This window comes from Aquamicrobium sp. (genome assembly GCF_023954335.1).
Lineage (GTDB): Bacteria > Pseudomonadota > Alphaproteobacteria > Rhizobiales > Rhizobiaceae > Aerobium.
In genome coordinates this window covers 106553-128021 of sequence record NZ_JAMLIE010000003.1, presented here as the reverse complement: position 1 = coordinate 128021, position 21469 = coordinate 106553, and the positions used below count along the sequence as shown (strand labels likewise).

The 21469-nt window shown below is 67.7% G+C and carries 17 protein-coding genes; 9 read left to right on the top strand and 8 right to left on the bottom strand.

Going from position 1 to position 21469, the window contains the following annotated elements; all coding sequences use genetic code 11:
* Window positions 1-10 precede the first annotated feature (10 nt).
* Both M9945_RS18040 and M9945_RS18035 read left to right on the top strand, forming a co-directional pair.
* Complete coding sequence (locus M9945_RS18040; protein WP_367929560.1) at window positions 11-784, top strand: aspartate/glutamate racemase family protein; 774 nt, start codon at window positions 11-13, stop codon at window positions 782-784.
* Complete coding sequence (locus M9945_RS18035; protein WP_367929559.1) at window positions 781-1533, top strand: aspartate/glutamate racemase family protein; 753 nt, start codon at window positions 781-783, stop codon at window positions 1531-1533. The genes M9945_RS18040 and M9945_RS18035 overlap by 4 nt, the downstream gene beginning before the upstream one ends.
* A gap of 16 nt (window positions 1534-1549) precedes the next feature.
* Here the strand turns inward: M9945_RS18035 and M9945_RS18030 are convergent, their stop codons facing one another.
* The 7 genes from M9945_RS18030 to M9945_RS18000 all read right to left on the bottom strand — a co-directional run bounded on the left by M9945_RS18030 (window position 1550) and on the right by M9945_RS18000 (window position 11651).
* On the bottom strand, window positions 1550-3460 hold the full coding sequence (locus tag M9945_RS18030) for a TonB-dependent receptor (RefSeq protein ID WP_367929558.1): 1911 nt from the start codon (window positions 3458-3460) through the stop codon (window positions 1550-1552).
* 23 nt (window positions 3461-3483) lie between these two features.
* On the bottom strand, window positions 3484-4263 hold the full coding sequence (locus M9945_RS18025) for a TonB-dependent receptor plug domain-containing protein (protein ID WP_367929557.1): 780 nt from the start codon (window positions 4261-4263) through the stop codon (window positions 3484-3486).
* Window positions 4264-4392: 129 nt separating this feature from the next.
* Window positions 4393-5346 (bottom strand): FecR domain-containing protein, encoded by a 954-nt coding sequence (locus tag M9945_RS18020; RefSeq protein ID WP_367929556.1) that lies wholly within the window; start codon window positions 5344-5346, stop codon window positions 4393-4395.
* 79 nt (window positions 5347-5425) lie between these two features.
* Window positions 5426-5932, bottom strand: coding sequence for an RNA polymerase sigma factor (locus M9945_RS18015; RefSeq protein WP_367929555.1), 507 nt, complete (start codon window positions 5930-5932; stop codon window positions 5426-5428).
* Window positions 5933-6080: 148 nt separating this feature from the next.
* Window positions 6081-10145 (bottom strand): PAN domain-containing protein, encoded by a 4065-nt coding sequence (locus tag M9945_RS18010; protein ID WP_367945684.1) that lies wholly within the window; start codon window positions 10143-10145, stop codon window positions 6081-6083.
* 160 nt (window positions 10146-10305) lie between these two features.
* Complete coding sequence (locus M9945_RS18005; protein ID WP_367945683.1) at window positions 10306-11061, bottom strand: NYN domain-containing protein; 756 nt, start codon at window positions 11059-11061, stop codon at window positions 10306-10308.
* Window positions 11062-11204: 143 nt separating this feature from the next.
* Window positions 11205-11651: a MarR family winged helix-turn-helix transcriptional regulator gene (locus tag M9945_RS18000; protein ID WP_367930855.1), complete on the bottom strand. Its 447-nt coding sequence runs from the start codon at window positions 11649-11651 to the stop codon at window positions 11205-11207.
* 122 nt (window positions 11652-11773) lie between these two features.
* Here M9945_RS18000 and M9945_RS17995 point away from each other — a divergent pair, with 122 nt between their 5' ends.
* The 7 genes from M9945_RS17995 (at window position 11774) to M9945_RS17965 (ending at window position 20619) form a co-directional block, all read left to right on the top strand.
* Window positions 11774-13384 carry an AMP-binding protein gene (locus M9945_RS17995; protein WP_367930854.1) on the top strand — a complete coding sequence of 537 codons (1611 nt, stop codon included), beginning with the start codon at window positions 11774-11776 and terminating at the stop codon, window positions 13382-13384.
* A 24-nt stretch (window positions 13385-13408) separates the two neighbouring features.
* Window positions 13409-14209 carry an enoyl-CoA hydratase/isomerase family protein gene (locus M9945_RS17990; protein ID WP_367930853.1) on the top strand — a complete coding sequence of 267 codons (801 nt, stop codon included), beginning with the start codon at window positions 13409-13411 and terminating at the stop codon, window positions 14207-14209.
* 50 nt (window positions 14210-14259) lie between these two features.
* Window positions 14260-15036, top strand: coding sequence for an enoyl-CoA hydratase/isomerase family protein (locus M9945_RS17985; RefSeq protein ID WP_367930852.1), 777 nt, complete (start codon window positions 14260-14262; stop codon window positions 15034-15036).
* A gap of 113 nt (window positions 15037-15149) precedes the next feature.
* Window positions 15150-16376 (top strand): ABC transporter substrate-binding protein, encoded by a 1227-nt coding sequence (locus M9945_RS17980; RefSeq protein WP_367930851.1) that lies wholly within the window; start codon window positions 15150-15152, stop codon window positions 16374-16376.
* 98 nt (window positions 16377-16474) lie between these two features.
* Window positions 16475-18070: an AMP-binding protein gene (locus M9945_RS17975; RefSeq protein WP_367930850.1), complete on the top strand. Its 1596-nt coding sequence runs from the start codon at window positions 16475-16477 to the stop codon at window positions 18068-18070.
* An 82-nt stretch (window positions 18071-18152) separates the two neighbouring features.
* Entirely contained in the window at window positions 18153-18821 is a 669-nt protein-coding gene (locus M9945_RS17970) for a hypothetical protein (RefSeq protein WP_367930849.1), read from the top strand.
* Window positions 18822-18837: 16 nt separating this feature from the next.
* On the top strand, window positions 18838-20619 hold the full coding sequence (locus tag M9945_RS17965) for a glycosyltransferase (protein ID WP_367930848.1): 1782 nt from the start codon (window positions 18838-18840) through the stop codon (window positions 20617-20619).
* On the opposite strand, the gene M9945_RS17960 is transcribed toward M9945_RS17965, so the two are convergent.
* The gene (locus M9945_RS17960; protein WP_367930847.1) at window positions 20586-21311 is read right to left on the bottom strand and encodes a putative nucleotide-diphospho-sugar transferase; all 726 of its coding nucleotides are present in this window, start codon (window positions 21309-21311) and stop codon (window positions 20586-20588) included. The genes M9945_RS17965 and M9945_RS17960 overlap by 34 nt on opposite strands.
* Window positions 21312-21469: the final 158 nt, after the last annotated feature.

The following is a 21469-nucleotide window of genomic DNA, read 5'->3' as shown; positions in this document are numbered from 1 at the left end:
GGAGGGACCGATGAAAAGAGTTCTGGTGATCGTGCCGTTTCCGATGAGCGAGGAGAACCTCCTCCAGCGCAAGCAGCAGATGAACGCGCTGAAAAGCCGGCCCGACATCGCGTTCGACTTTCGCGCCACCCGTTTCGCGCCGTCGAACTATGTCAGCTACCACGATCTCGCGCTCGCCGACTTCTCCATCGCCGATGTCGGCCTGAGGGCGCAGGACGAGGGCTTCGACGCGATCTGCGTCGATTCGATGAGCGATTCCGGGGTCAATCTCCTGCGCTCGATCCTCGATATCCCGGTGATCGGGCCGGGCCGCCACGCGATGCTGACGGCGCTGATGCTGGGCGAGAAATTCTCGCTTCTGGCGATGTGGGACCGCTGGAGCATCCTTTACAAGAAGACGATCGCCGATCTCGGCATCGAGGCGCGGTGCGCCTCGATCCGCTCCATCGGCGTGCGCCCCGACAACCAGGCGCTGCTCCAGGGCAAGGAGGACGACATCTTTCCGCTTCTGGAGGAAACGGCGCTGAAATGCGTGAACGAGGACGGCGCCGACGTCATCATCCTCGGCTCCACCACCATGCATCAGTCGCACGCCTACCTGTCGTCGCGGCTGCCCGTTCCGGTGATCAATCCCGGCCCGCTGACCTACCGCATGGTCGACATCGCGCTGAGCCTCGGCCTCAGCCACAGCAAGGCGGCCTATCCGGCGCCGCTGTCGCCGAAGACCGAGCTCCTGCGCCGGATCGGCGACCGGGGCGCTGCATTCGCAGGGAGCGCGACATGACGAAGATACTGACGATCGTTCCGTTCCCGATGAGCGAGGACGACATCGCCCGCCGCTCGCGCCAGCGCGATGTCGTCAAGCTGGACGCCGGCACGGAAATCACTTTCCGGCCCGTTCGCGTCAGCTCGGAATCGTTCATGAGCCAGCACGACTGGATCCTCATGGACCTCGGCGTGTGCGCGGCCGGCCAGAGCGCGCAGCAGGAAGGGTTCGATGCCGTCTGCGTCGACACGATGAGCGATTCCGGCGTCGCTGCCCTGCGCTCCATCCTCACCATCCCCGTGCTCGGGCCGGGGCGGACGTCGATGCTCTACGCGCTCTCGCTCGGCTCGACCTTTTCCGTGCTGACGCAATGGCAGCCGGCCAATCTTCGCTACCGCAAGGTGCTGCGCGAGCTTGGCCTGGAGCGGCAATGCGCCTCGGTGCGCTCGTTCGACATCCCACCGGACTTCCACTCGCTTTTGTCGGGGAAGGAGGACAAGGCCTTCCCGCTGATGCTCGAGACGGCGCGCCGATGCGTCGAGGAAGACGGCGCGGAGGTGATCTGCCTCGGCTCGACGACAATGCACGAGGCCCATGCCTATCTGGCGGAGCGGCTGCCCGTTCCGGTGATCAATCCGGGCCCGCTCAGCTACAAGCTGATCGAGAGCATGCTCGCGCTCGGCCTGACGCACAGCGCCCGAGCCTATTCCCCGCCGGTGATGCCCAAGCCCGACCTGATGGCCGCGCTGGTCGCCGGCGAGGAATAACCTTCCGGGCGCGCCCTCAGAACTTCGCCGTCAGGCCCGCCCGGACCGTTCGGCCCGGGGCGGGCACGATGCCGAGGCTCAGGGGATCGATGTAGTACTGGTCGGTGAGGTTCTCGACCGCGAGGTTCATCGTCAGGTTCTCGTTGAGGCGATATTCCGCGAAGACGTCGACCAGCGTGAACGGCTTCCAGTCGATCGGCGTGATGATGGTCATGGCGCCGGAGAGCTCGGCCGAGCCCTCGATCGCCCTCTTGCCGTAATGCGTCACGCGGCCGCCGAGGGTCAGGGCGTCGTCGAACAGCTTCTGGCTGACGTCGAGGCTGATCATGTATTTCGGCGGGATCTGGTTGTTGGCGAAGTCACCCGACAGGGTCTTGGCCATGCAGCCCTCGGCGCGCGTGCAGAATTCGACGTTCTGGAAATAGCTGCCCGAAAGGCCGATGGTCGTCCCGCCTATCGTGTATTGCGCGCTCGCCTCGAAGCCGGAGAATTTCGCGGCTTCGATGTTGTCGATGATCAGGCCGAGCCGGTAGCCGGGCTTCTCGGGATCGGCCTCGTCGGACGAGCGGCGGGCAAGGTAGTCGTCGACCCGGTTGTTGAAGTAGGCGAGCTTCACCGCAAGGCGGTCGCCGCCGCCGAAGACGCCGGCCCGGTCGATGTTGAGCCCGATCTCGCGATTGTGCGCCCGTTCCGGCCCCACCTCGGGAAGGAAGCCGTAGCCCATCGCCCGCGTCGACTCGAGGAGCGAGGGAAGCCGCAGGCCCTGCTTGTAGTTGGCGAAGACCTGGATTCCGTCCCACGGCGTGTAGGCGAGGCCGAGCGACGGCGAGAAGCCGTCGCCGCTTCTCGGCGGCGAGGGCTCGCCATAGACCGGGGTGAGGTTGACGCTGCCGTCGGGCAGGATGTCTACGATGTTGCGGAGCACCCGCCGGTAGCGGTCCTCGGTCCTGAAATACTGGTAGCGAAGGCCGCCGGTCACGGTCCACTGGTCGGTTATGTCCAGCTTCGCGCGGGTGAAGACGTTGAACTCCTCCCGCTTGCCGTCGCGCGGCGGATAATCGACCCGGATGTCGCTGTCGCTCGGCCTGCTGTCCTCGTGGGAGTAGCCCGCCCCGTATTCGAGGGCGAGGTCGCCGATCCCCGTGTCGAAGAGCGAGAGGTTGGAGATGTCCGTGCCCCAGGTGAAGGTCTTCGATCCGAACTCGATGCCTTGTTGCTGGAGATAGGATTCCCAGTTCGGCCGCAGGTCGGTCAGGTTCGTCGCCCATGCGTTCCATCTGAGATGGATGAGATCGTTGCCCGCCGGGTTCCACTTGTAGCGGGCGGTGTAGGAGTCGAGCCGGGTCCTCGAAAGCTCCTCCTGGGTGATCCGCTCCGGCGCGTTGGTGGTGTAGTTCCACGGCGTGATCTCGCCATGATCGTTGCTGTAGGTCATGACGCCGAGCTCGAGCGCGTGATCGTCGAGGAAACGGAAGGTGCCCTTCAGCATGGCCGAGGTCACGTCCTGCGAGGTGTTGAACACCTCCTCGCCGCCGCGATAGAGCGACAGGCCCATGTTCTCGTAGCGATTGGGATAGACCCGGCCGTTGGACGGATTGGTCCAGGGGCCGATGTTGACGATCTCGGCGACGGGGCCGTGAACGCCCGCATGGTAGTTGCCCGTCTTGCGACGCGCGAAGCCGGCGACCAGATCGACATGGTCCGAGGTGAAGCCGGCGACGACGCTGCCGCTTCCGCTGCCGAAATCGAGCAGCGAAGGCCGGTTCACCTCTCCGCCGAGGGGCGTATAGCCGCGGCTCCAGCTCCCGGTCCAGCCGCCGATCTTCCCGATCTCCGGATCGGTCGTGTTGCTCAGGAGCTCGCCCTTGACGCGGACGCCGAACTGCCTGCCGTCCTGGACGATGTCGCCGGCATTCAAGGTGCGCATGGCGACCGAGCCGCCGATGCCGCTCAGCCCGGGCCGTTCGTCGGCCCCTTCTCGATGCTGACGCCGCCGATGAAGTCGGGATCGACATAGCTGCGCCCGCTCATGCCCTGATAGCCGCGATAGACCGAGGTCTGGTTCATCGCGCCGTCGACCGTCACCGGCACGCGGTTCATGCCCTGCAAGCCGCGGATGTTGACGTCGACCGCGCCGCTGTTGCGGTTCTCACCGGAAAGCACGCCCGGCGTGCCGCGGAACATGTCGCCGGCGTTCTGGCCGCGGAAGCGCTCGATGGTCTCCTGCGCGATATGGGAGACGGAATCGGGCGTCGAATAGACCGACTCGGCGCTTCCGTCCCAGCCGGCGCTCCTGCCGCCCGCCGTCACGTCGATGGTGTTCAGCACCAGCGCGCCATTGGCATCGACCGGCGCATGCGCTGCCGAGACGGGGTCGGCGATCACGACGCTGGTGGCGCTGCTGAACGAATAGACGAGGCCCGATCCCCGCAGGATCCACGCCAGCGCCTCCTCGCGCGTGGCCGCGCCCCGGATCCCCGCCGAGGTTTTTCCGGTCGCGACGGACGCCTCGTAGGACACCTGCGTGCCGGACTGGCTGCCGAACGCGGCGAGCGCGCGGGAAAGCGGGCCCGCCGGGATGTCGAAGCGCGACTGCGCTGGCGACTGCGCGAAGGCTTGCGCGCCGGTCAGCGCCATGCTCGCCGGCAAGGCCGTCGTCGCCAGCAATGCCGCGGCCAGCGCGCTGCGGCCGGCGATGCCGAGAGTGAATGATTGCGATCCGAGCCCCATGTCCAATCCGCTCCGTTTTCCGTTGGGGGAGCAGGCATGCCTGATCTTTGGCCCGATCGCTGGGTAGTGCGGCTCCTATCCAGCTTTACGGATGGGGAGCCGGAATTTTCTCTCTTTCTCCGAAAATTTTCACACCGCGGAGATGACGGTGACCAGGGTGCCCATCCCGCGGACCTTGGCCCCGAACGGCCGCGCCACCGCCTCGAGCGCGCCCAGCGGATTCTTCAGGTCGAACACGCCGCTGACCACGCGCGCGCCGAGGAAGGGGTCGGCGACGATGACGCGGCCCGGCATCCAGCGTGCGATCTTCGCCACCATGGCCGCGACGGTCTCCCGTTCGGCGACGATCATGCCGCCGCGCCAGGCGGCGATCTGGAACGCCTCCCGCGTGCCGCGCACCACGCTTCCCGCCGACGGGTCGAGCGTGATCCAGTCGCCGGCCCCGAGCTCCTCGCCGGCGCTGAGCTGCGAATCCGACGCGCGCGCCTCGACGCGCCCATGCTCGACCGAGACGGAGATGAAGCCCGCATCGCTCGACACGTCGAAGGCGGTGCCGAGCGCCGTCGCCGTCACCGGACCGGAGAGCACGGAGAACGGCCGGGCCGGATCGCCCGCCACCTCGAAATAGGCCATGCCGGCCAGAAGCTCGACGCCGCGGCGCGCATCGGTGAACGCCATTGCGGCCGCGCTGTCGGGGCCGAGCGTCATGACGCTGCCGTCCGGCAGGTCGATGCGCCGGATCTCGGCGGTCTCAGTCCTATGGTCGGCGCGCATGCGCAGGAGCATGCCCGGCAGCGCCATCGCGCCGGCCCCGGCTGCGCCGAGGCCGACCGCGCCGCCGATCATGAAGCCACGCCGCGACAGCCCGCCACCTCGCGCGGCCTTGCGCTCGTCGGCGAGGACCTTGCCGGTCATTCCGTGGATTTCGGCGACGCGCGCCCAGGCCGCGGCATGCCGTGGGCTGCGCGCCATCCATGCCTGCACCGTCCGGAGCGAAACCGCGTTGGCGGGGTCGTTCTGCAGGCGGATCGCGAGGTCCGCCGCCTCGCGGAACAAGTGACGATCCTCCGATGGTTCGGCCATGGAACTCTGCGCCTCCCGCCTCCTGCCCGTATCCATACTACGAATGGCGGGGCGAAATTTTCTGTTTCCCGGCGAGGGCTCAGGAGCCGTCCGTCAGCCGGGCGTCGACATGCTCGTAGGCGGTGCGGATCAGGGTCCAGACGCGCGATACGGAGAGGCCAAGCTCGGCCGCGACCGCTGCGATCGTCATCTCGTCCATCCGGTGCAGCTCGAACGCCCGGCGCGTCCGCTCCGGCAGCTCCGCCAGCGCGGCCTGCGTCAGGGCCAGCCGCTGGCGGTCGTAGGTGATCGCTTCCGGCGAGGGCGAGGGATCGGCGATGGCCGCGAAATCTTCCGGCGCGAGGTCGACGCGGACCAGCAGGCGCTCGCGCCTCTGATGGTCGATGCCCAGATTGCGGGCGACCCGGAACAGATAGCCGGCGGGATTGTGCGAAGACGCATTCGTGGCAGGCGGGGACGTCAGGACGCGCACGAAGGTGTCCTGCGTCAGATCCGCGGCCGTCTCCTCGCTGATACCCCGGCGGCGCAAGGACTGGACGATGTCCCGTGCGTGGCGGCGGAAGAGGGTGTGAATGTCCCAGCTCAACTCGTCGTACTTTTCTTGTCGGACGCTTTTCGTATCCGGCGGGAGACAGGGGCCCCCGGCCGCCGCCACCGGCGATGGCAGGCTAAAACATGCCTCTATTACTCATGTTTTCCTGCCGCGACAAGCGGGCGCGTCGCGGCGCGGGCGCTCAGAACAGCGCGAAATCGCCGACCATCTCGTTCCGGACCAGCCACGGGGTCTGGCGCCCGTCCGTCCGCTCCATGACCAGCCGCTTGACGCCGGCATAGAGCTCGGAGACCTCGATGGCCCCGTTGCCGTTGGCGTCGTGGGCCGGCCGCTGGCGCGCGATGACGTCGGCCACCGCGTTGGTGAAGACGCCGCCGCCGGCCGCGGGGCTCTCCTCGGAGAACTGCCGGCCCTTGGACGCCGAGAGGATCACCAGCCCCGAGGGAATGGCGGCAAGCATGTCGGCGGCCGCGTCATCGTTGGTCGCTTCCATGCCCGTGCCGGCCACGCCGGAATGGCACGCGTCGAGGAAGACCAGCACGCGCGCCGCCGATTTTGCGAGGATCGCCGAAACGGCATCCCAGGGCAGGGCGGTTTCGGCGATCCGGCCGGCGTCGGTGGTCGTCGTCGCGAGATAGTAGCGGCCGTCGTCGCCGGTGATGCCGTGGCCGGCGAAGAAGAAGGTGAGCGTCTCTCCGGGGCCCGCCTCTGCCACCATGCGCTCGATCGCCGACAGGACGGCCTCGCGCGACGCTTCCTCGTTGGGAAGGGTCGTGGAGTCGGCAAGCGCGATGGACGTTCCGTCGGAGGCGGCGAGGCTTTTCGCGAGGGTCTGGGTATCGGCAACGGCGAAGGAGAGATTGCCGAGCCGCCCGTCGTCGTAGCGGTCGACGCCGACGGACAGCGACCGGACCACCGGCAACGCCTCCGGCCCGGCGGGGCCGAGATCGCGGCCGACGGGAAGGCTGAGCATGCCGAGCTCGTCGACCGCGACGAGCGATATCCAGCGCGCGCCGGCAAGGCGCGGCACGTCGAAGGACGCCCGCGCCTGGCCGCCGACGGCGATCGTGTCGGTGAGCACCCCGTCCTGAAACACGCGCACTTCCCTGACGGCGGTGAAGGCCTCGATGGCGGCGTTTACCGAGACGCGCCCGGCATCGGACGCCTCGACCTCGGCCGACAGCCGCGGCGGAATGCCGATCTGCGGCGTCTCGAACGTCTCACCGCCGGAAAGCAGCCGGTCAACGAGCCCGTCGACCTGAAGGCGGGCCGCCAGCTGCTGGAAGGTGTATTGCCCGAGATTGCCGGGGAAGCGCGCCGAGATGTAGTGCGCGCCCTCGGCGGTCGCGTCGAAGCGCAGGTCGGGCATCCAGACGACGATCTCGTCGTCGAGATACCGGCCTTCCAGGATCTGCGCGGCGCTGTCGAGCGCGTGAACGAAGAAGGAGCCGTCGCTGTTGATCTGGACGATATGGTTCCGGTCCTCGGTCAGCCGGACATCCGTGGTCAGGCTGCTCCGCGACTGGAACTCCACCCTGCGGACCCCGCCGAAATCCGAAATGTCCGCGACCTGGGCGCCCGCTTCGCTCCAGCCCACCAGCATGTCGCCGTAGAGGTGGAAATAGGAACCGGCGAATTCCACTGCCCGGATACCCTTGGGGTGGTCCCGGTCGAGAACGAAGAACTCCGTCCATGACGCGCCGGCCCGTGCGCCGTCGCTGCACGCGATCTGCAGGAAGCTGAACTCCTTCGGGCCGGCCTTCCACATGCCATACGCGTCGATGTCCGGCGCGTCGAATGTCAGGCGCTCTTCCGTCTCGGTGTCCCGCGTGAACGGAGACGCGCAATTGTTGGTGAAGGTCTGGCCGGAAGACGTCATGGTGGTCGTGCGGATCGTCTCGCGCAGCCGCTCGTCCCGTTGCCACAGTTCGTCGCGCAGCCGGTCGCGCGCGTCCTCCGACCCGAACGTGGAGGCCGAATCATAGAGCACGTCGGGCGTGACGCGGCTCGCGAAGCGGAAGCCGAAGCCCTCCAGCTTCTCGCGATAGTCGGTCTGCGCCGGCCTGCTGCGGGGCACGAGCGAGGTCGCGCCGCGCCATTCGACGCTGCGCGACAGGCTTGCCTCCCCATCGAGCGCCGCGACCTTCGCGGCTGCGCCCGAAAGCAGGATGGGCTCGATGGCGAAGCGGTCGTGATCCTTTGCGCTCGGATGATCGCTCAGAAGCGGATCGAGCTGCGGCATCGACAGCCGCAAGCCGCCTTCCAGTTCCCACAGCGCGGGTTGCCTGAAGCCGGCGACCTGATGCCGCTGCCGGAACAGGCGCAGAGCCTCGCCGGCGGAGGGCAGGTCCTCGTTCCACATGTCGCGCGCGACCACGGTGTCGGTCGTCAGCGACTTGATGTGCAGATAGGGCTCCCCGCCGGCTTCCGTGGCGAAGACGGCGACGTTGTTTTCGAGGTCGAGGCGGAAGCGGGTCCCGTCCCAGGCCGAGCAGGCGAAGCACGATATGCGGTTGTCGCCGGAGAGGTCGCCTTTCGCGCGCAGCGGGTTGACGACATCGACGATCCCGTAGCCCAATCCGTCGCCGATCACGAAGGAATCGTCGTGGGCCCATGCCGCCGGCACATTGACGGCGCTGCCCGTGGGCCGTCCGTCGATCGCGTCGAGAATGTTGGACGATGCGCTTTCGGAATCGTCTTCATTCCAGTCCGCCTGCTGAAAGGTGACGAACCGGCCCGTCACCGAAAAGCGCGGGGAGGTGCCGGTGTAGTCGCCGAGGACCGACATGCGGCCGGTCTCGACAAGCTGGAAATGATTCTCGTATTCGCGGATCAGGCGCGTGCCGTCGGGCGAGGCGATGGTCCGCTTCGGGGCCGAGAGGGCGAAGGGATCGTCGACGGCGATCTCCGGCAGCCCCGGCGTGACCGCGACCGCGAAGCCGTCGCCGTCGCCGGCGATTTCCTTCTCGCATTGCCGCAGATATCCGGCAAGGAACCAGTCGATGCGGGCGTTCCCGGCGAGCACCGGATGGAGGCGCACCTCGCCGCTTGCCGGCGCATCCCTGCCCGAGAGCGGAACGATGGCGCGCGTGCGCCCGCGCTGCGCCTCGATGCCGAACGGCGCGCGCGCGCCGGGCAGCAGGGCGTAGAATCCCTCGCCGCTGAAGCGGACGGGCTGTTCGGCGGTGATGACCAGATAGACGGGGGGAAGGTCGTGCTGGCCGCCATGCGCCCATCTGAACGCGACCGGGCTGCCCGCCTGAACGCTGGCCGGGCCGTCATGCTCGATCCGCATGGCCGAGGCCAGTCGCCGGAAAGCGGCTTCCTCCGCCTCGCAACTGCCGCCCAACGGCTTTGCCGCCGCCCTGATGCGGGCGATGAACCGCGCTTCGCTCTCGCCTTCCTTCCAGGCGACATCGTCGCCGCCTTGCGCCGCCCCTGCGCGGCGGATGCCGGAGATCGCGCCGGCGAAGCTCTGCCGGCCGCCGGCCGCGTCCTTCAGGAAGCAGACGGCCTTGGCTTCGTTGTAGGTGAAGGCGGCGCAACGCCCGTCGGCGGCGCAGGCGGCCTCACAGGCGCTCACGGGAATGTCGCGCAGGCCGGCCTCCGTCAGGCCGCTGCGAAAGTCGCCATGCGGGATGTCGCTGTCGCGGAAGACGTCGAACCCGTCGCCGCCGGCTACGGGGGCGGTGGGCGCGGTCTTGTGTCCCGAGACGGCCCCGGCGAAGGCGACGGTGCGGCCGAAACCCGATTTCAGGAAGCAGACGTTGCGCGCCGTGTTGTGCGTGAAGGCCTGGCACAGGCTTTCCGACGCGCAGAGCGCCTGGCAGGCGTGAAGATCGGTGTTCCTCACTTCGCGAAGATCGTTGCCCGGATAGTCGACGCCGGAGAGGATCGTGAACCCGCTTTCGCCGCCCTGCGCGGATCGGGAGGCGGATTGCGACGGCGGGCGGGGCGAGGACAGCAGATCGGCGATCTGCTCGTTCGTCAGGAAGCCGCTGGCCTGCTGGCCCCGCGACGACTGATAGCGCGCGATGCCCCGGCGCGTGTTGCCTCCGAACGAGCCGTCGGGCTTCCCGACATTGAACCCGCGCGCGTTCAGGGCTTCCTGAAGCTGCTGCCGCTGGGCCTTCGACAGCCGCTGCTCGCCGGTCTCCACGCGGATCGGCGCGCGCCGCTGTCTCGTCATCTCCTGCCCGGCGATGCCCATGAGGCCGCGAATGAGATCGTCGGGATTGAGGGCCAAAGCCGGCCGCGGGATCAGGAACGACGTGAGCGCAACCGCAAGAACAACGCCCAAGCGAAAACAGAACATCGCAAGCCCCATGCCTCAACCCATCCGCGATCGACTATAGTCGATCGAAGGCCGGGCGGAAGCCTCATGTCGCTGGAGCGAGGAGCAATGGCTAGAGGGCGGGCGCTTTCGGCTGCCTGTCCGGCGTCGGGGGCTGCTTGACCCGGATGCGCAGCGGGCCGCTGCCGACCCGGTCGATGTCGAAGGCGTCGGTTTCGCGCACGAGGTCGCTCAGCTTGCGGCAGCCGAAGGTGCGCGGGTCGAAATCCGGCGCGAGGTTGGCGAGCTGCGTCCCGACCGCGCCGAGCGGAACCCAGCCGTCCTCCGTCTCCATCTGGGAGATCACCCTTTTCAGGATCGACCGGGCGCGGCTGGCCGGCTGCAGCGCCTGCTTGGCCGCGCTGGTCTCGTTGGCTGCGGCTTCCGGCAGCAGGTTCTCGGTGTAGATGAAGCGGCGGCAGGCCTGCCGGAAGCTCTCCGGCGTCTTCTGCTCGCCGAAGCCGAACACGTCGACGCCCTGCTCGCGGATGCGCGCCGCGAGGCGGGTGAAGTCGCTGTCGGAGGAGACGAGGCAGAAGCCGTCGAACCGCCCGCTGTGCAACAGGTCCATCGCGTCGATGACGAGGGTGATGTCGGAGGCGTTCTTGCCGGTGGTGTAGGCGAATTGCTGCTGCGGGATGATGGCGTGCTTCGCCAGGATGTCGGCCCAGCCCTTCGAGCGCCCTTGCGAGAAATCGCCGTAGATGCGCCGGACGCTCGCCTCGCCGATCTGCGCGATCTCCTCGAACAGGCCGTCGGCGATCCTGGGCGAGGTGTTGTCCGCGTCGATCAGGACGGCGAGGCGGGGAGAGCGGGGTTCGGAAGGCATGGACGATCACCTGATATGCTGGTTTCCGGCGGCGACGACGCCGCCACGATGTGCGCCGGAGCATAGCCGCCGATGGCGGGGCCGTCGAGGATCGCCCTTCGGCGTGGGCGGATCGATCCGTGCATTCTCGACGGTGGCGGTGCCTATGTCAGGCGCTCGCGAATGCTGTCGAGCGCCGACATCATGGTCGCGCGCATCGGCGCGCCGATGGCTTCGCTCAACTCGGCCTCGACTTCGAGGATTATGGGCACGACCTTGTCGTGGAGCGCGTTTCCGCGGGGCGTGAGCGTCAGCTTGACCAGCCGGTTGTCGTCGGGGTGGGGCTGGCTGTGGACCAGCCCCCTGGCGATGAAAAGCTGGATCGTCCGGCTGGCCTTCGGCTTGCTGAGATGCGCGCGCTGGGCGATCTCGCCGGTGGAGAGCGGACCGTAGCGGCGGATGACCGTGAGGATGCGGCCTTCGTGCACTTCGAGGCCCAGCTCCCGGGAATAGCGGTTCGCCACCCGCGCGGTGATCGCGTTCATGGTGATGAGCATGCGATAGCCCAGGCATTCGTCGAGGTGGAACTCGTCGTCGCGCGTTTCTGTCAATGCCGGCATCCCCTGTCCCGTTCGTGATCCCGTCATCCTACAGGAAAACGAATACGCCTTGACAGTGGCAAATCGTTTCATTTAAAATGATATGAAATTGCGATGCTGTGGAGGAGACAGGCATGCGCATTCCTGGGGGTCATGCGGCGTGGACGACGATACCCGCCCTGTTGCGCGAACGCGCGGCGACCCATGGCGACAGCATGCATGTCGAGATCGCCGGCCGCCGGCTGACCATCGGCGAGGTGGATCGGCTGTCCGACCGGATGGCCGCCGCCTTTCATGCCGCCGGGGTGCGCAAGGGCGACCGGGTCTGCTGCTTCATGTCGTCCTCCATGGAGGGGTTCCTCACATGGATGGGCGCGGCCAAGCTCGGCGCGATCTGGGCGCCGCTGAACTCGGGCCTGATCGGCGACGATCTCTCCTATACGCTCAACGATGCCGACGCGGCGGTGCTCGTCGTCGACGACGCCTGCCGCGAGAAGGTCGTGGCGCTGGGCGATGCCGTCAGGATTCCGCAACTGCCGCTTCACACGGGCGAGGGCGTTGTCGACGGCTTCCTGCCGTTCGCCTCGCTGTTCCACGCCGTTTCCGAAGGCCCGCCGCCGGTCGTTCCCCTCGAGGCCTCGGACCCGGCGGTGATCCTTTATACCGGCGGCACCACCGGCATGCCGAAGGGCGTGCTTCTGCCGCATTTCGCCTGGATCGGTTCCGGCTATCGCGTCGTCGACGGCTTCGGCTTGACCGGGCAGGACCGCTATTATTCCGTCCTGCCCATGTTCCATGTCGGCGGGCTGATGTGCGGCCTGATCGGCCCGCTCGTCGCCGGCTGCTCGACGACGCTCGATCCCGCCTTCAGCGTCACGCGGTTCTGGAGCCGCGTCAGGGAAACGCGCGCGACGGTCATCGATCCCATCGGCACCATGATCGCGCTGCTGGTGCGGCTGCCGCCGGGCAAGGACGACAGGAACCACTGCGTGCGCGCCTCGCTCGGGGTGTTCTCGCAGACCGCGCCGGAAATCTGGCAGGAATTCAGCCGCCGCCACGGCATTCCGTTCCTCAACTGCTATTCGTCGAGCGAGGTCGGCGGCGCCGTCCTGGTCCATAACCGGATGAACCCCGACAAGCAGGGCAGCAACGGCAGGACCTGGGGATGGGCCGACATCCGCATCGTCGATGCCGAGGGCAAGGACGTTCCCGCGGGCGTCATCGGGCAGATCCTGCTGCGCTCGAACGTCCCGCACGCCTTCATGCTCGGCTACTACAACAAGCCCGAGCGGACGGCGGAGAGCATGCGGGACGGCTGGTATCATTCCGGCGATCTCGGCTTCCTCGACGACGAGGGCGACCTGACCTTCACCGGCCGTCAGGCCCACTGGCTGCGCCGGCGCGGCGAGAACATCTCCGCCTACGAGGTAGAGCGCATCGTCGCCCGGTTCCCCGGCGTCGTCGAGGCCGTGGTCGTGGGCGTTCCCTCGGAGCTCGGCGAGGAGGACGTCAAGGCGTTCCTCATCGTCGAGCCCGGCGCAGCGGTCGATTTCGCGGCGCTGGTCCGCTGGTGCGAGGAGCGCATGGCCCATTTCAAGGTGCCGCGCTTCCTCGAGATCGTCGGCGACTTCCCGCGCTCCACCACCAAGCGCGAGGTCGAGCGCCACAAGCTGCGCGACAGGCCGAACCACGCGGCATGGGATCGCGAGCGCGAACTGGGCCGGGCGTGGCGGCGCAAGGCATGACAATCGCAAAAGAGAGGAAAGACGATGAGTGCGTTACTGTCCGGATACAAGAAGATCGAGTTCGCGAGGGAAGGGCGGATTCTGCGCGTATCCATCAATTCCCCCGAGACGAGGAACGCGGTCGACGATGATCTCCATCACGAGCTGTCGCGGGTCTTCTACGAGGTCAACGACGATCCCGACAGCGACGTCGTCATCCTGTCCGGGACCGGCAAGTTCTTCTGCGCCGGCGGCGACATGGGATGGTTCCAGGGGATGATCGACGACCCCAGCCGCTGGCGGGCGATCCTCGCCCCGGCGAAGCGCATCACCACGAGCCTGCTGGAGCTGGAAAAGCCGATCATCTGCCGCCTGAACGGCGCGGCCGCCGGCCTCGGCGCGTCGCTGGCGCTGCTGTGCGACATCGTCGTCGCCGCCGAGAACGTGCTGATCGGCGACCCGCATGTGAAGATGGGGATCGTCGCCGGTGACGGCGGCACCTTCCTGTGGCCCCAGCTCGTCGGCTACCATCGCGCCAAGGAAATGTTGCTCACCGGCCGCATGCTCACCGCGCAGGCCGCGCACGAGATGGGCCTTTTCAACTATGTGGTGCCGGCCGACCAGCTGGACGACAAGGTCGACGAGCTCGCCCGGGAGCTGGCTGCCGGATCGCAGCTCGCCATTCGCTGGACGAAGACCGCCACCAATCTCGAGCTGCGCCGCCACGCGCTCGGCGTGACCGAGGCCGGCGTCGCCTACGAGACGATCAACCAGCAGCAGCACGACCATCAGGAAGCGGTGAACGCCTTCACCGGCCGGCGCCCGCCGAAATTCCAGTCGAAGTGATCGTCGCCGGCGAAAAGACGGCGACGGCGCGAAGCAACGGGAGCGGAACAATGAGCAGGGACTACCTTGAGGTTACGGTATCCGACGCCGTCGCGGTCGTACGGATCGACCGGCCGCCGGTCAACGCCCAGAACCTTCAGATGCGCGACGAGTTCGTCGGCGTCTTCGACGAGATGAGCGAGCGCGAGGATGTCCGCGTCGTCATCCTGACGGGGACCGGAAAGGTGTTCTGCGCCGGGGCCGACATCAAGGAGATGCTGGAGCTGGAGCAGACGCCGGGGCGCTACACCGACATGATGCGCAAGGTGCGCGAGCTGGACAATTCCGTCCGCGAATGCACCAAGCCGATCATCGCCGCGGTCAACGGCGTGGCGCTCGGCGGCGGCTTCTCGCTGGCGGCGGCGTGCGACATCATGATCGCCTCGGAAACCGCCTCGTTCTCGCTTCCCGAGATCAATGTCGGGATTCCGGGCGGCGGCTCGGTGCTGCACCGTCTTGGGCTGAGCGGCTCGATAGGCCGCAGGCTCCTCTACACCGGGGCCCGCATCTCCGGCCCGGAGCTGGCGCGGCTCGGAGCCATCGACGCATGCGTGCCGGCCGAGAGGCTGATGGACGAGGCCATGGCGCTGGCGCGCGAGCTCGCCCAAAAGAGCCCGCTCGCCCTCTACTACGCCAAGCAGGCCTATGCGGTCGTCGAGGAGATGCCGTTCCGCGACGCCTTCAGGCACGAGCAGGGTCTGACCTACAGGCTCAGGGACGCCGCCGACACGCGGGAGGCGCGGCAGGCGTTCATGGAAAAGCGCGCGCCGGCCTTCGTCGGGCGATAGCCGGGAGGAAGCTCATCCGCAGCCTGGCTGCCGGGATCGCCGGCGGCGAAAGCAAGCGCAAGGATGCATTCGGCAGGCGGTGCATCTCAACAACTCGAACGGGAGGATGCAACATGACCAGATCAGGAACTCTGCATGCAGGGGTCGCGCTCTTGGCGCTCGCCATGGCGGGGCTGGCCCCGGCAACGGCCAGCGCCGGCGAGGACGCCATCCGCGTCGCGGTCGTCAACGACCAGTCGGGGCCGTTTTCGGACTATGGCGGCGCCGGCTCGGTGATCGCGGCGAAGCTCGCCGCCGAGGACTTCGGCGGCAAGATTCTCGGCAAGCCGATCGAGATCGTCGGCGTCGACCACCAGAACAAGCCCGATGTCGCGGCCAACATCGTCCGCGAGATGTTCGATGTCGGCAAGGTCGACGTCATCATGGACGGAGCGGCCTCGTCGGCCGCGCTGGCGATGCAGGCGATCGCGCGCGAACGCGGCAAGATCTTTCTCATCAACGGCGCGGCGACGGGCGAGCTCACCGGCAAGGAATGCTCGCCCACGGGCATCCATATCTCGGCGGACACCTATTCGATCGCCAAGGGCGCGGTTCAGGCCGTCACCCGGAGCGGCCGCGATTCGTGGTTCTTCATCACCGCCGACTACGCCTTCGGCCATGCGCTGGAATCGCAGGCGACCGAGGTGGTGGCCGAAAGCGGTGGCACGGTCCTCGGGGCCGTGAAGCATCCGATGGGCACCGTCGACTACTCGTCCTACGTCTTGGCGGCGCAGGCCTCCGGCGCCAAGGCGGTCGGGATGGCCAATGCCGGCGGCGACCTTGTCAACACGATCAAGGCGAGCCAGGAATTCGGCGTCGCGGCCGGCGGGCAGACTATCGTCGGCTTCCTCCTCGACTTCATCGACATCAACGCGCTCGGGCCGGAGGCGGCGCAGGGCATCTCCTTCGTCGTCCCGTTCTACTGGGACCTCAACGAGGAGACGCGCGCCTTCACCAAGCGCTTCATGGACGCGGGCGCGCCGCGGCCGCCGAGCCACTTCCAGGCGGGCGCCTACGCCGCGATGCTCCACTACCTCAAGGCCGTGGAAGCGACCGGTACCGACGACGGCCCGACCGTCGCCGAGAAGATGAGGGAGATGCCGATGAACGACATGTACCATGCGAACTCGAAGATCCGCGAGGACGGCCGCGTGCTGAACGACCTCCATCTGATGGAGGTGAAGAAGCCGTCGGAAATCAAGTACGAGTACGATTATCTGCGGGTCGTGGCGACGCTTCCCGGCGACAGCGGCGTCTACCGCCCGATCGAGGAAGGCGGCTGCGCCTACGTCGGGCAATAGGAAACCTCCCGGGACCCGCCCGGATCGGCCCGGCACGGTTGCCGGACGATCCGGGTGGAAGCCATCGGGGCCCGCAATCAGCGAAGAAAGAGGACAGGATGGAAGCCGGCGTTCCCGCGCCCGAAGACTGCGTGCTGCGCTATCTCCTCGAACGCCATGCGCGCACGATCCCGGAGCGCATCTTCGCCGTGGTCGACAGGCAGAACGGTGCGCCGGAGGCCTGGACCTATGCAGATATGCTGGAGCGCGTGCGCCGGACGGCCGCCGCCCTCGCCGCCGCCGGCGTCGGCAAGGGGAGCAACGTCCTGTGCCTGACGCGGGCGCCGGAGACCTCCGTCACCGTCTGGTTCGCGCTGAACCATCTCGGGGCGGCCTACGTCCCGATCAACCATCAGTATCACGGAGCGCTTCTCGAACGCCTCGTCCATGGCGCTTCCGCCGCCGCCATCGTCGTCGATCCGGAGTTCCTGCCGCAGCTCGAGGCCATCGACCACGCGCCGATAAGGACCGTCATCGCGACAGCCGCCCCGCCGGAGCCCTCGCCGGGGTTGCGGTGCCTGGTCCTCGACGACCTGCTCAGCACCCGGGGCGGCGACGCCGTCGCCGATCCCGGGCTGAAACCGTGGGACCTTCAGTCGGTGATGTTCACCTCGGGCACGACCGGGCCGTCGAAGGGCGTCCTGTCCTCCTATGTCCATCTGCACACGGTCGTCGACGAGCCGTTCTCGTTCCTCGACCGTGAGGATCGCTATCTGTGCAACCTGCCGCTGTTTCACGTCGGCGGCATGCTGCAGGTCTATTCGATGCTCCTGCGCGGCGGCTCCATCGCGCTGTCGGCCCCGTTCCGGACCGCGGATTTCTGGCCGGCCGTCAACCGCACGGGATCGAGCATGGCGACGCTGCTGAGCGGCATGGCCAGCCTGCTGATGAAGCAGGCCGTCCTGCCCGGCGAGCGCGAGACGACCCTGCGCAAGACCATCATCCTGCCGTTCAGCGAGGATGCCGCCCCCTTCGGCGGGCGCTTCGGCGTCGACGTCTACACGATGTACCACATGACAGAGATCTGCGTCCCGCTCGTCTCGGCCAAGGACCCGCTCGCATCCGCGCTGTGCGGAAAACCGCGGCGCGGCGTCAGCGTCCGGCTCGTCGACGAGCATGATTGCGAGGTGCCTCCGGGTCAGGCGGGGCAACTCGTGGTGCGCTGCGACCGTCCCTGGGCCATGAGCCACGGCTATCTCGACAACCCCGCGGCGACGGCTGCCGCGTGGCTCAACGGCTGGTTCCATACGGGCGACATGTTCCGGCAGGATGCGGACGGCGATTTCTACTTCATCGACCGGGCGAAGGACGTGATACGCCGCCGGGGCGAGAACATCTCGTCCTTCGAGCTGGAGAACGAATACCGCAACCATCCCGACGTCCTGGACGTGGCGGCCATCGCCGTCGCGGACGCCCATGGCGAGGACGAGGTTCTGGTCGTGGTCGAGCCCGTGCCGGGAACGGCTCCCGTGCCGGCCGATCTCGCGCGCTATGGCGAGGAGCGGCTGCCGCGCTTCATGGTGCCGCGCTACATCCATGTCATGGAAAAGCTTCCCCGCACGCCGACAGGCAAGATCGAGAAGCACCAGATCCGCTCCGGGCTCTCCCAAGCCCGATTATGGGACCGGACACCCGGCGGGAAACGTCCTTCCTGAGGCGCACGATTCCGGTTTGACTGCGCCGCGTGTTTTGCGGATTGTTACGCGTTGCCGCCCCGGCCCCGAGACACATCCGGACATGCGAAGCGTCCTCAGAACCCTGATCCGGCACCCGAAACGTCTGTTCCTGCGCCGCGATCCGCGCCGCGACCTTCCGCGGCCGGCCGGGGCCGATGCGTTCGCCCGCGAGCTCGGCATCCATCGGCTCGATCTGGCCGGGGTCATCCTCGAGGTGGACGAGCTGCGTCCGATCGTCGAGGCGGTCCAGGAAACGCGCGGCGGCGGCTCGCTCCTCGTCTTCGGATGCGGGCACGACTCCGTTTTCTGGGAGAAGGTCGACCGCCGCGGCCGTACCGTGTTTCTGGAAGACGATCCCGAATGGGCGGCACGGACACGCGCCCGGCTGCGGCGTTCGCAGGTGCATCTCGTTCATTACGGGACGCAGCGGCGTTTGTGGCGCGAGCTGCTCGACGACGAGGACAGGCTGGCGATGGAGCTGCCGGACGAGGTGCTTTCCCGGCATTGGGACGTGATCGTCGTCGATGCGCCCGCCGGCTTCGACGACACCACGCCGGGGCGGATGAAGAGCATCTATGCCGCCTCCCGCCTGGCAAGGCCCGGCACGCGCGTTTTCGTCCACGATTGCGAACGGCCGGTCGAGGATGCGTTCACGTCGAAATATCTCGGAAGGGAACGGATGTTCGTCGAACGCCGCGGCCGCGCCATTCTGAGAGGTTACTCGTTCTGACCCGCCCCCATACGCCATGAGCAGCGGTCCCGCCTCGCCTCGCGAAATCCTGCAGACTTTCGTCTTTCCTTACGAAAGCGCCGCGGACCGCGTCAGCCTCTATGCGCGCTGGCCGGATGGCGGGGTCAGCCTTGCGGATGCCGCGGGCGCGTTGCGCGTTCCGGCAGGGACGACGGTCGACTTCTCCACCTTCTTCAACTCCTTCAGCCACCGGAAATGGGGCCTGCTCACCGACATCGACGAGGTGCGTCTGGAGGTGACCGGCAATGGCCGCGCGCGCATCGTGATCGCGGCGATCGACGTCCATGGCGCGGCACTGCCGGTGGCCGAGCAGATTCGCACGCTCGACCTTTACGACGAGCCGATCGTCGTGACGGGTATCCGATCGATCCCGGGCGCGATGCTGTCGGTCAGCGTCACGGCGCAGGACGGCGACGTTCGGCTGGAACGGATGGCGTGGACCACCTCCCGGCCGGCGGAGAGACGCGTCGCCGTGGCCGTGGTCATCACCACCTTCCGGCGCGAGCGCGCCGCCCGGCAGGCGATGGGGAAATTCGTCGCGACGATCATTCCGGGCTCGCCGCGCGCGGACATCCATCTTTACGTCGTCGACAACGGCCGCAGCCTGGAGGCATCGCAATCGGACCGCGTCACGCTGATCCCCAACCCCAATCTCGGCGGTGCCGGAGGTTTTGCGCGCGGCCTGCTCGAGGCTCGCGACAGCGGCCGGTACACGCATGTCCTGTTCATGGACGACGATGCCGACTGCGAGCCCGAATCCGTCTGGAGGACGGCGGCGCTCGCCGCCTATCTGAAGGATGCGCGCGCGGCGGTGTCGGGCGCGATGCTCTATACGGAAACGCCGACCGTGCAGCACGAGAAGGGGGCGGTGTTCCGGCATAGCGGCAGTTTCGACAAGTTCCTCGAAGCCCTGCACAACGGCCGCGACCTCGCCACGGCGGGCGCCGTCGCGTCGAATGACGGGGCCGACGAGGCGAATTATGGCGCGTGGTGGTTCTTCGCCTTCCCGCTTGCCGCGGTCCGGACGCTGCCCTTTCCCTTTTTCGTGCGCGGAGACGACATCGACTTCGGCGTGGCGAACGGCTTTCCCGTCGTCACCCTGAACGGCATCGCGGCCTGGAGCGGCGGTTTCGACGGCAAGAGGACGCCGGCCACAGAATATCTGTCCGTGCGGGCGATGCTGGCGCTGACGCTTCTTCACGGCGACCGGCGCGCGGCTCGGCGCATCTTTCGCCGTGCCCGGCGCGGCGCGGTGAATTTCGGGCTGCGGCTGGACTACGCCTCGATGCAGGCGGTGCTGGAGGCGATCGAGATGGTGGCGCGCGGACCGCGGGCTTTCGCGCACGAGCCGCCGCCGCTCGAAACGCTTGGCCGGCTCAACGCGCTCCGCTCCGCCGAGACGATGAGCGGCGCCGATTTCGACGGTCTCTACACGCCGCGCCCGCCGAGGGGCTGGCGGGCGCTCGCCAGCCGGATGCTCGCGGGCGGCTATCTGCGTGGCCGCGAGCGAGGCGAGCGCCTGCCATACGCGCCGATCGCCGACGACATGCCCAAATGGTCTCTCCTGGCCCATGACCGGGTTGCCTACGGCGCGGGCCGCGACATTCTGGTCATGAAGCGCAGCCGCCGCAGGATGTTCGCGCTGTGGGGCCGCGCGTTGCGGCTTGCCCTGACCCTGGGATGGCAATTGCCCCGGCTCGGCCGGGCCTACAAGGACGAGGCCGACGCGTGCCGCAGCGAAGCCTACTGGCGCGCCCGCTTCACCGCCGACTCCTGAGGTCCTCCGAAATCGACGCCGCTTCGCGAGACGATCTCGGCGAGCCGCAGGTGCTTCCTGTCCAGGCTGGTGGCGCCGGCTTCGGGATGGGTCTCGGTGGCATGGTAGGAATGGAGAGCGGCCGCCTCCGGCCCGCCCAGATACCGCAGCAGGCCCGTATTCGCGAAGGTCTCGGGCAGGGGCGCATGGCGCAGGCCCGACCGGCGCAATTCCTCGTTGATGTAGTCCTGGTTCGCGGGCTGGTCGCGCTGGTAGCGCGCCTGGGTCCGCCCGTCGCGCAGATCGGCCGCCATCCGCCGGAAGAAGCTTGCCACCTCGGCCGACGGGCGGATCACCATCTGGCCGATATTGTAGTGCTCCGCGTCGTCCGGATATTCCCGCGCGAGAAGGATGTCCTGTCCGTCGAGGAGGGCGGCAAGCAAGTCGTCGAAGGGCCTGAGATAGACGATGTCCGCATCGCTCACCAGAAACGGCGCGTTCCCGGGCCCGGCGCGCTCGGCGATGAAAGCCAACTTGTTGACGACATGGGCGTCGAAGCCCGGGGTGCGGAAGTTTCCGTTGCCCCGCGCGGCGTCGGCGTGATCGACGATGACCACAAGCCGGTCGAGCGCGTCCAGCCGTTCGAGGGAGGGTGCGAGCCAGTTCTCGACCAGCGACCTGAAACGCGGAGTGACAGTCGAGAAGATCAGCATCGCGGGGTGCCGCCGTTCGCGGGAGGGTCAAACGTCATGGGCACCGCATCCTCTAACCCGGCACGCCGCCTTTCGCAATCGATGGCGGGTCCTGCGGCGGCGCGTGTCCGTCCCCGTCATCGACCTTGGATGAAGGCCCCAACCGGACAATTGTGGAA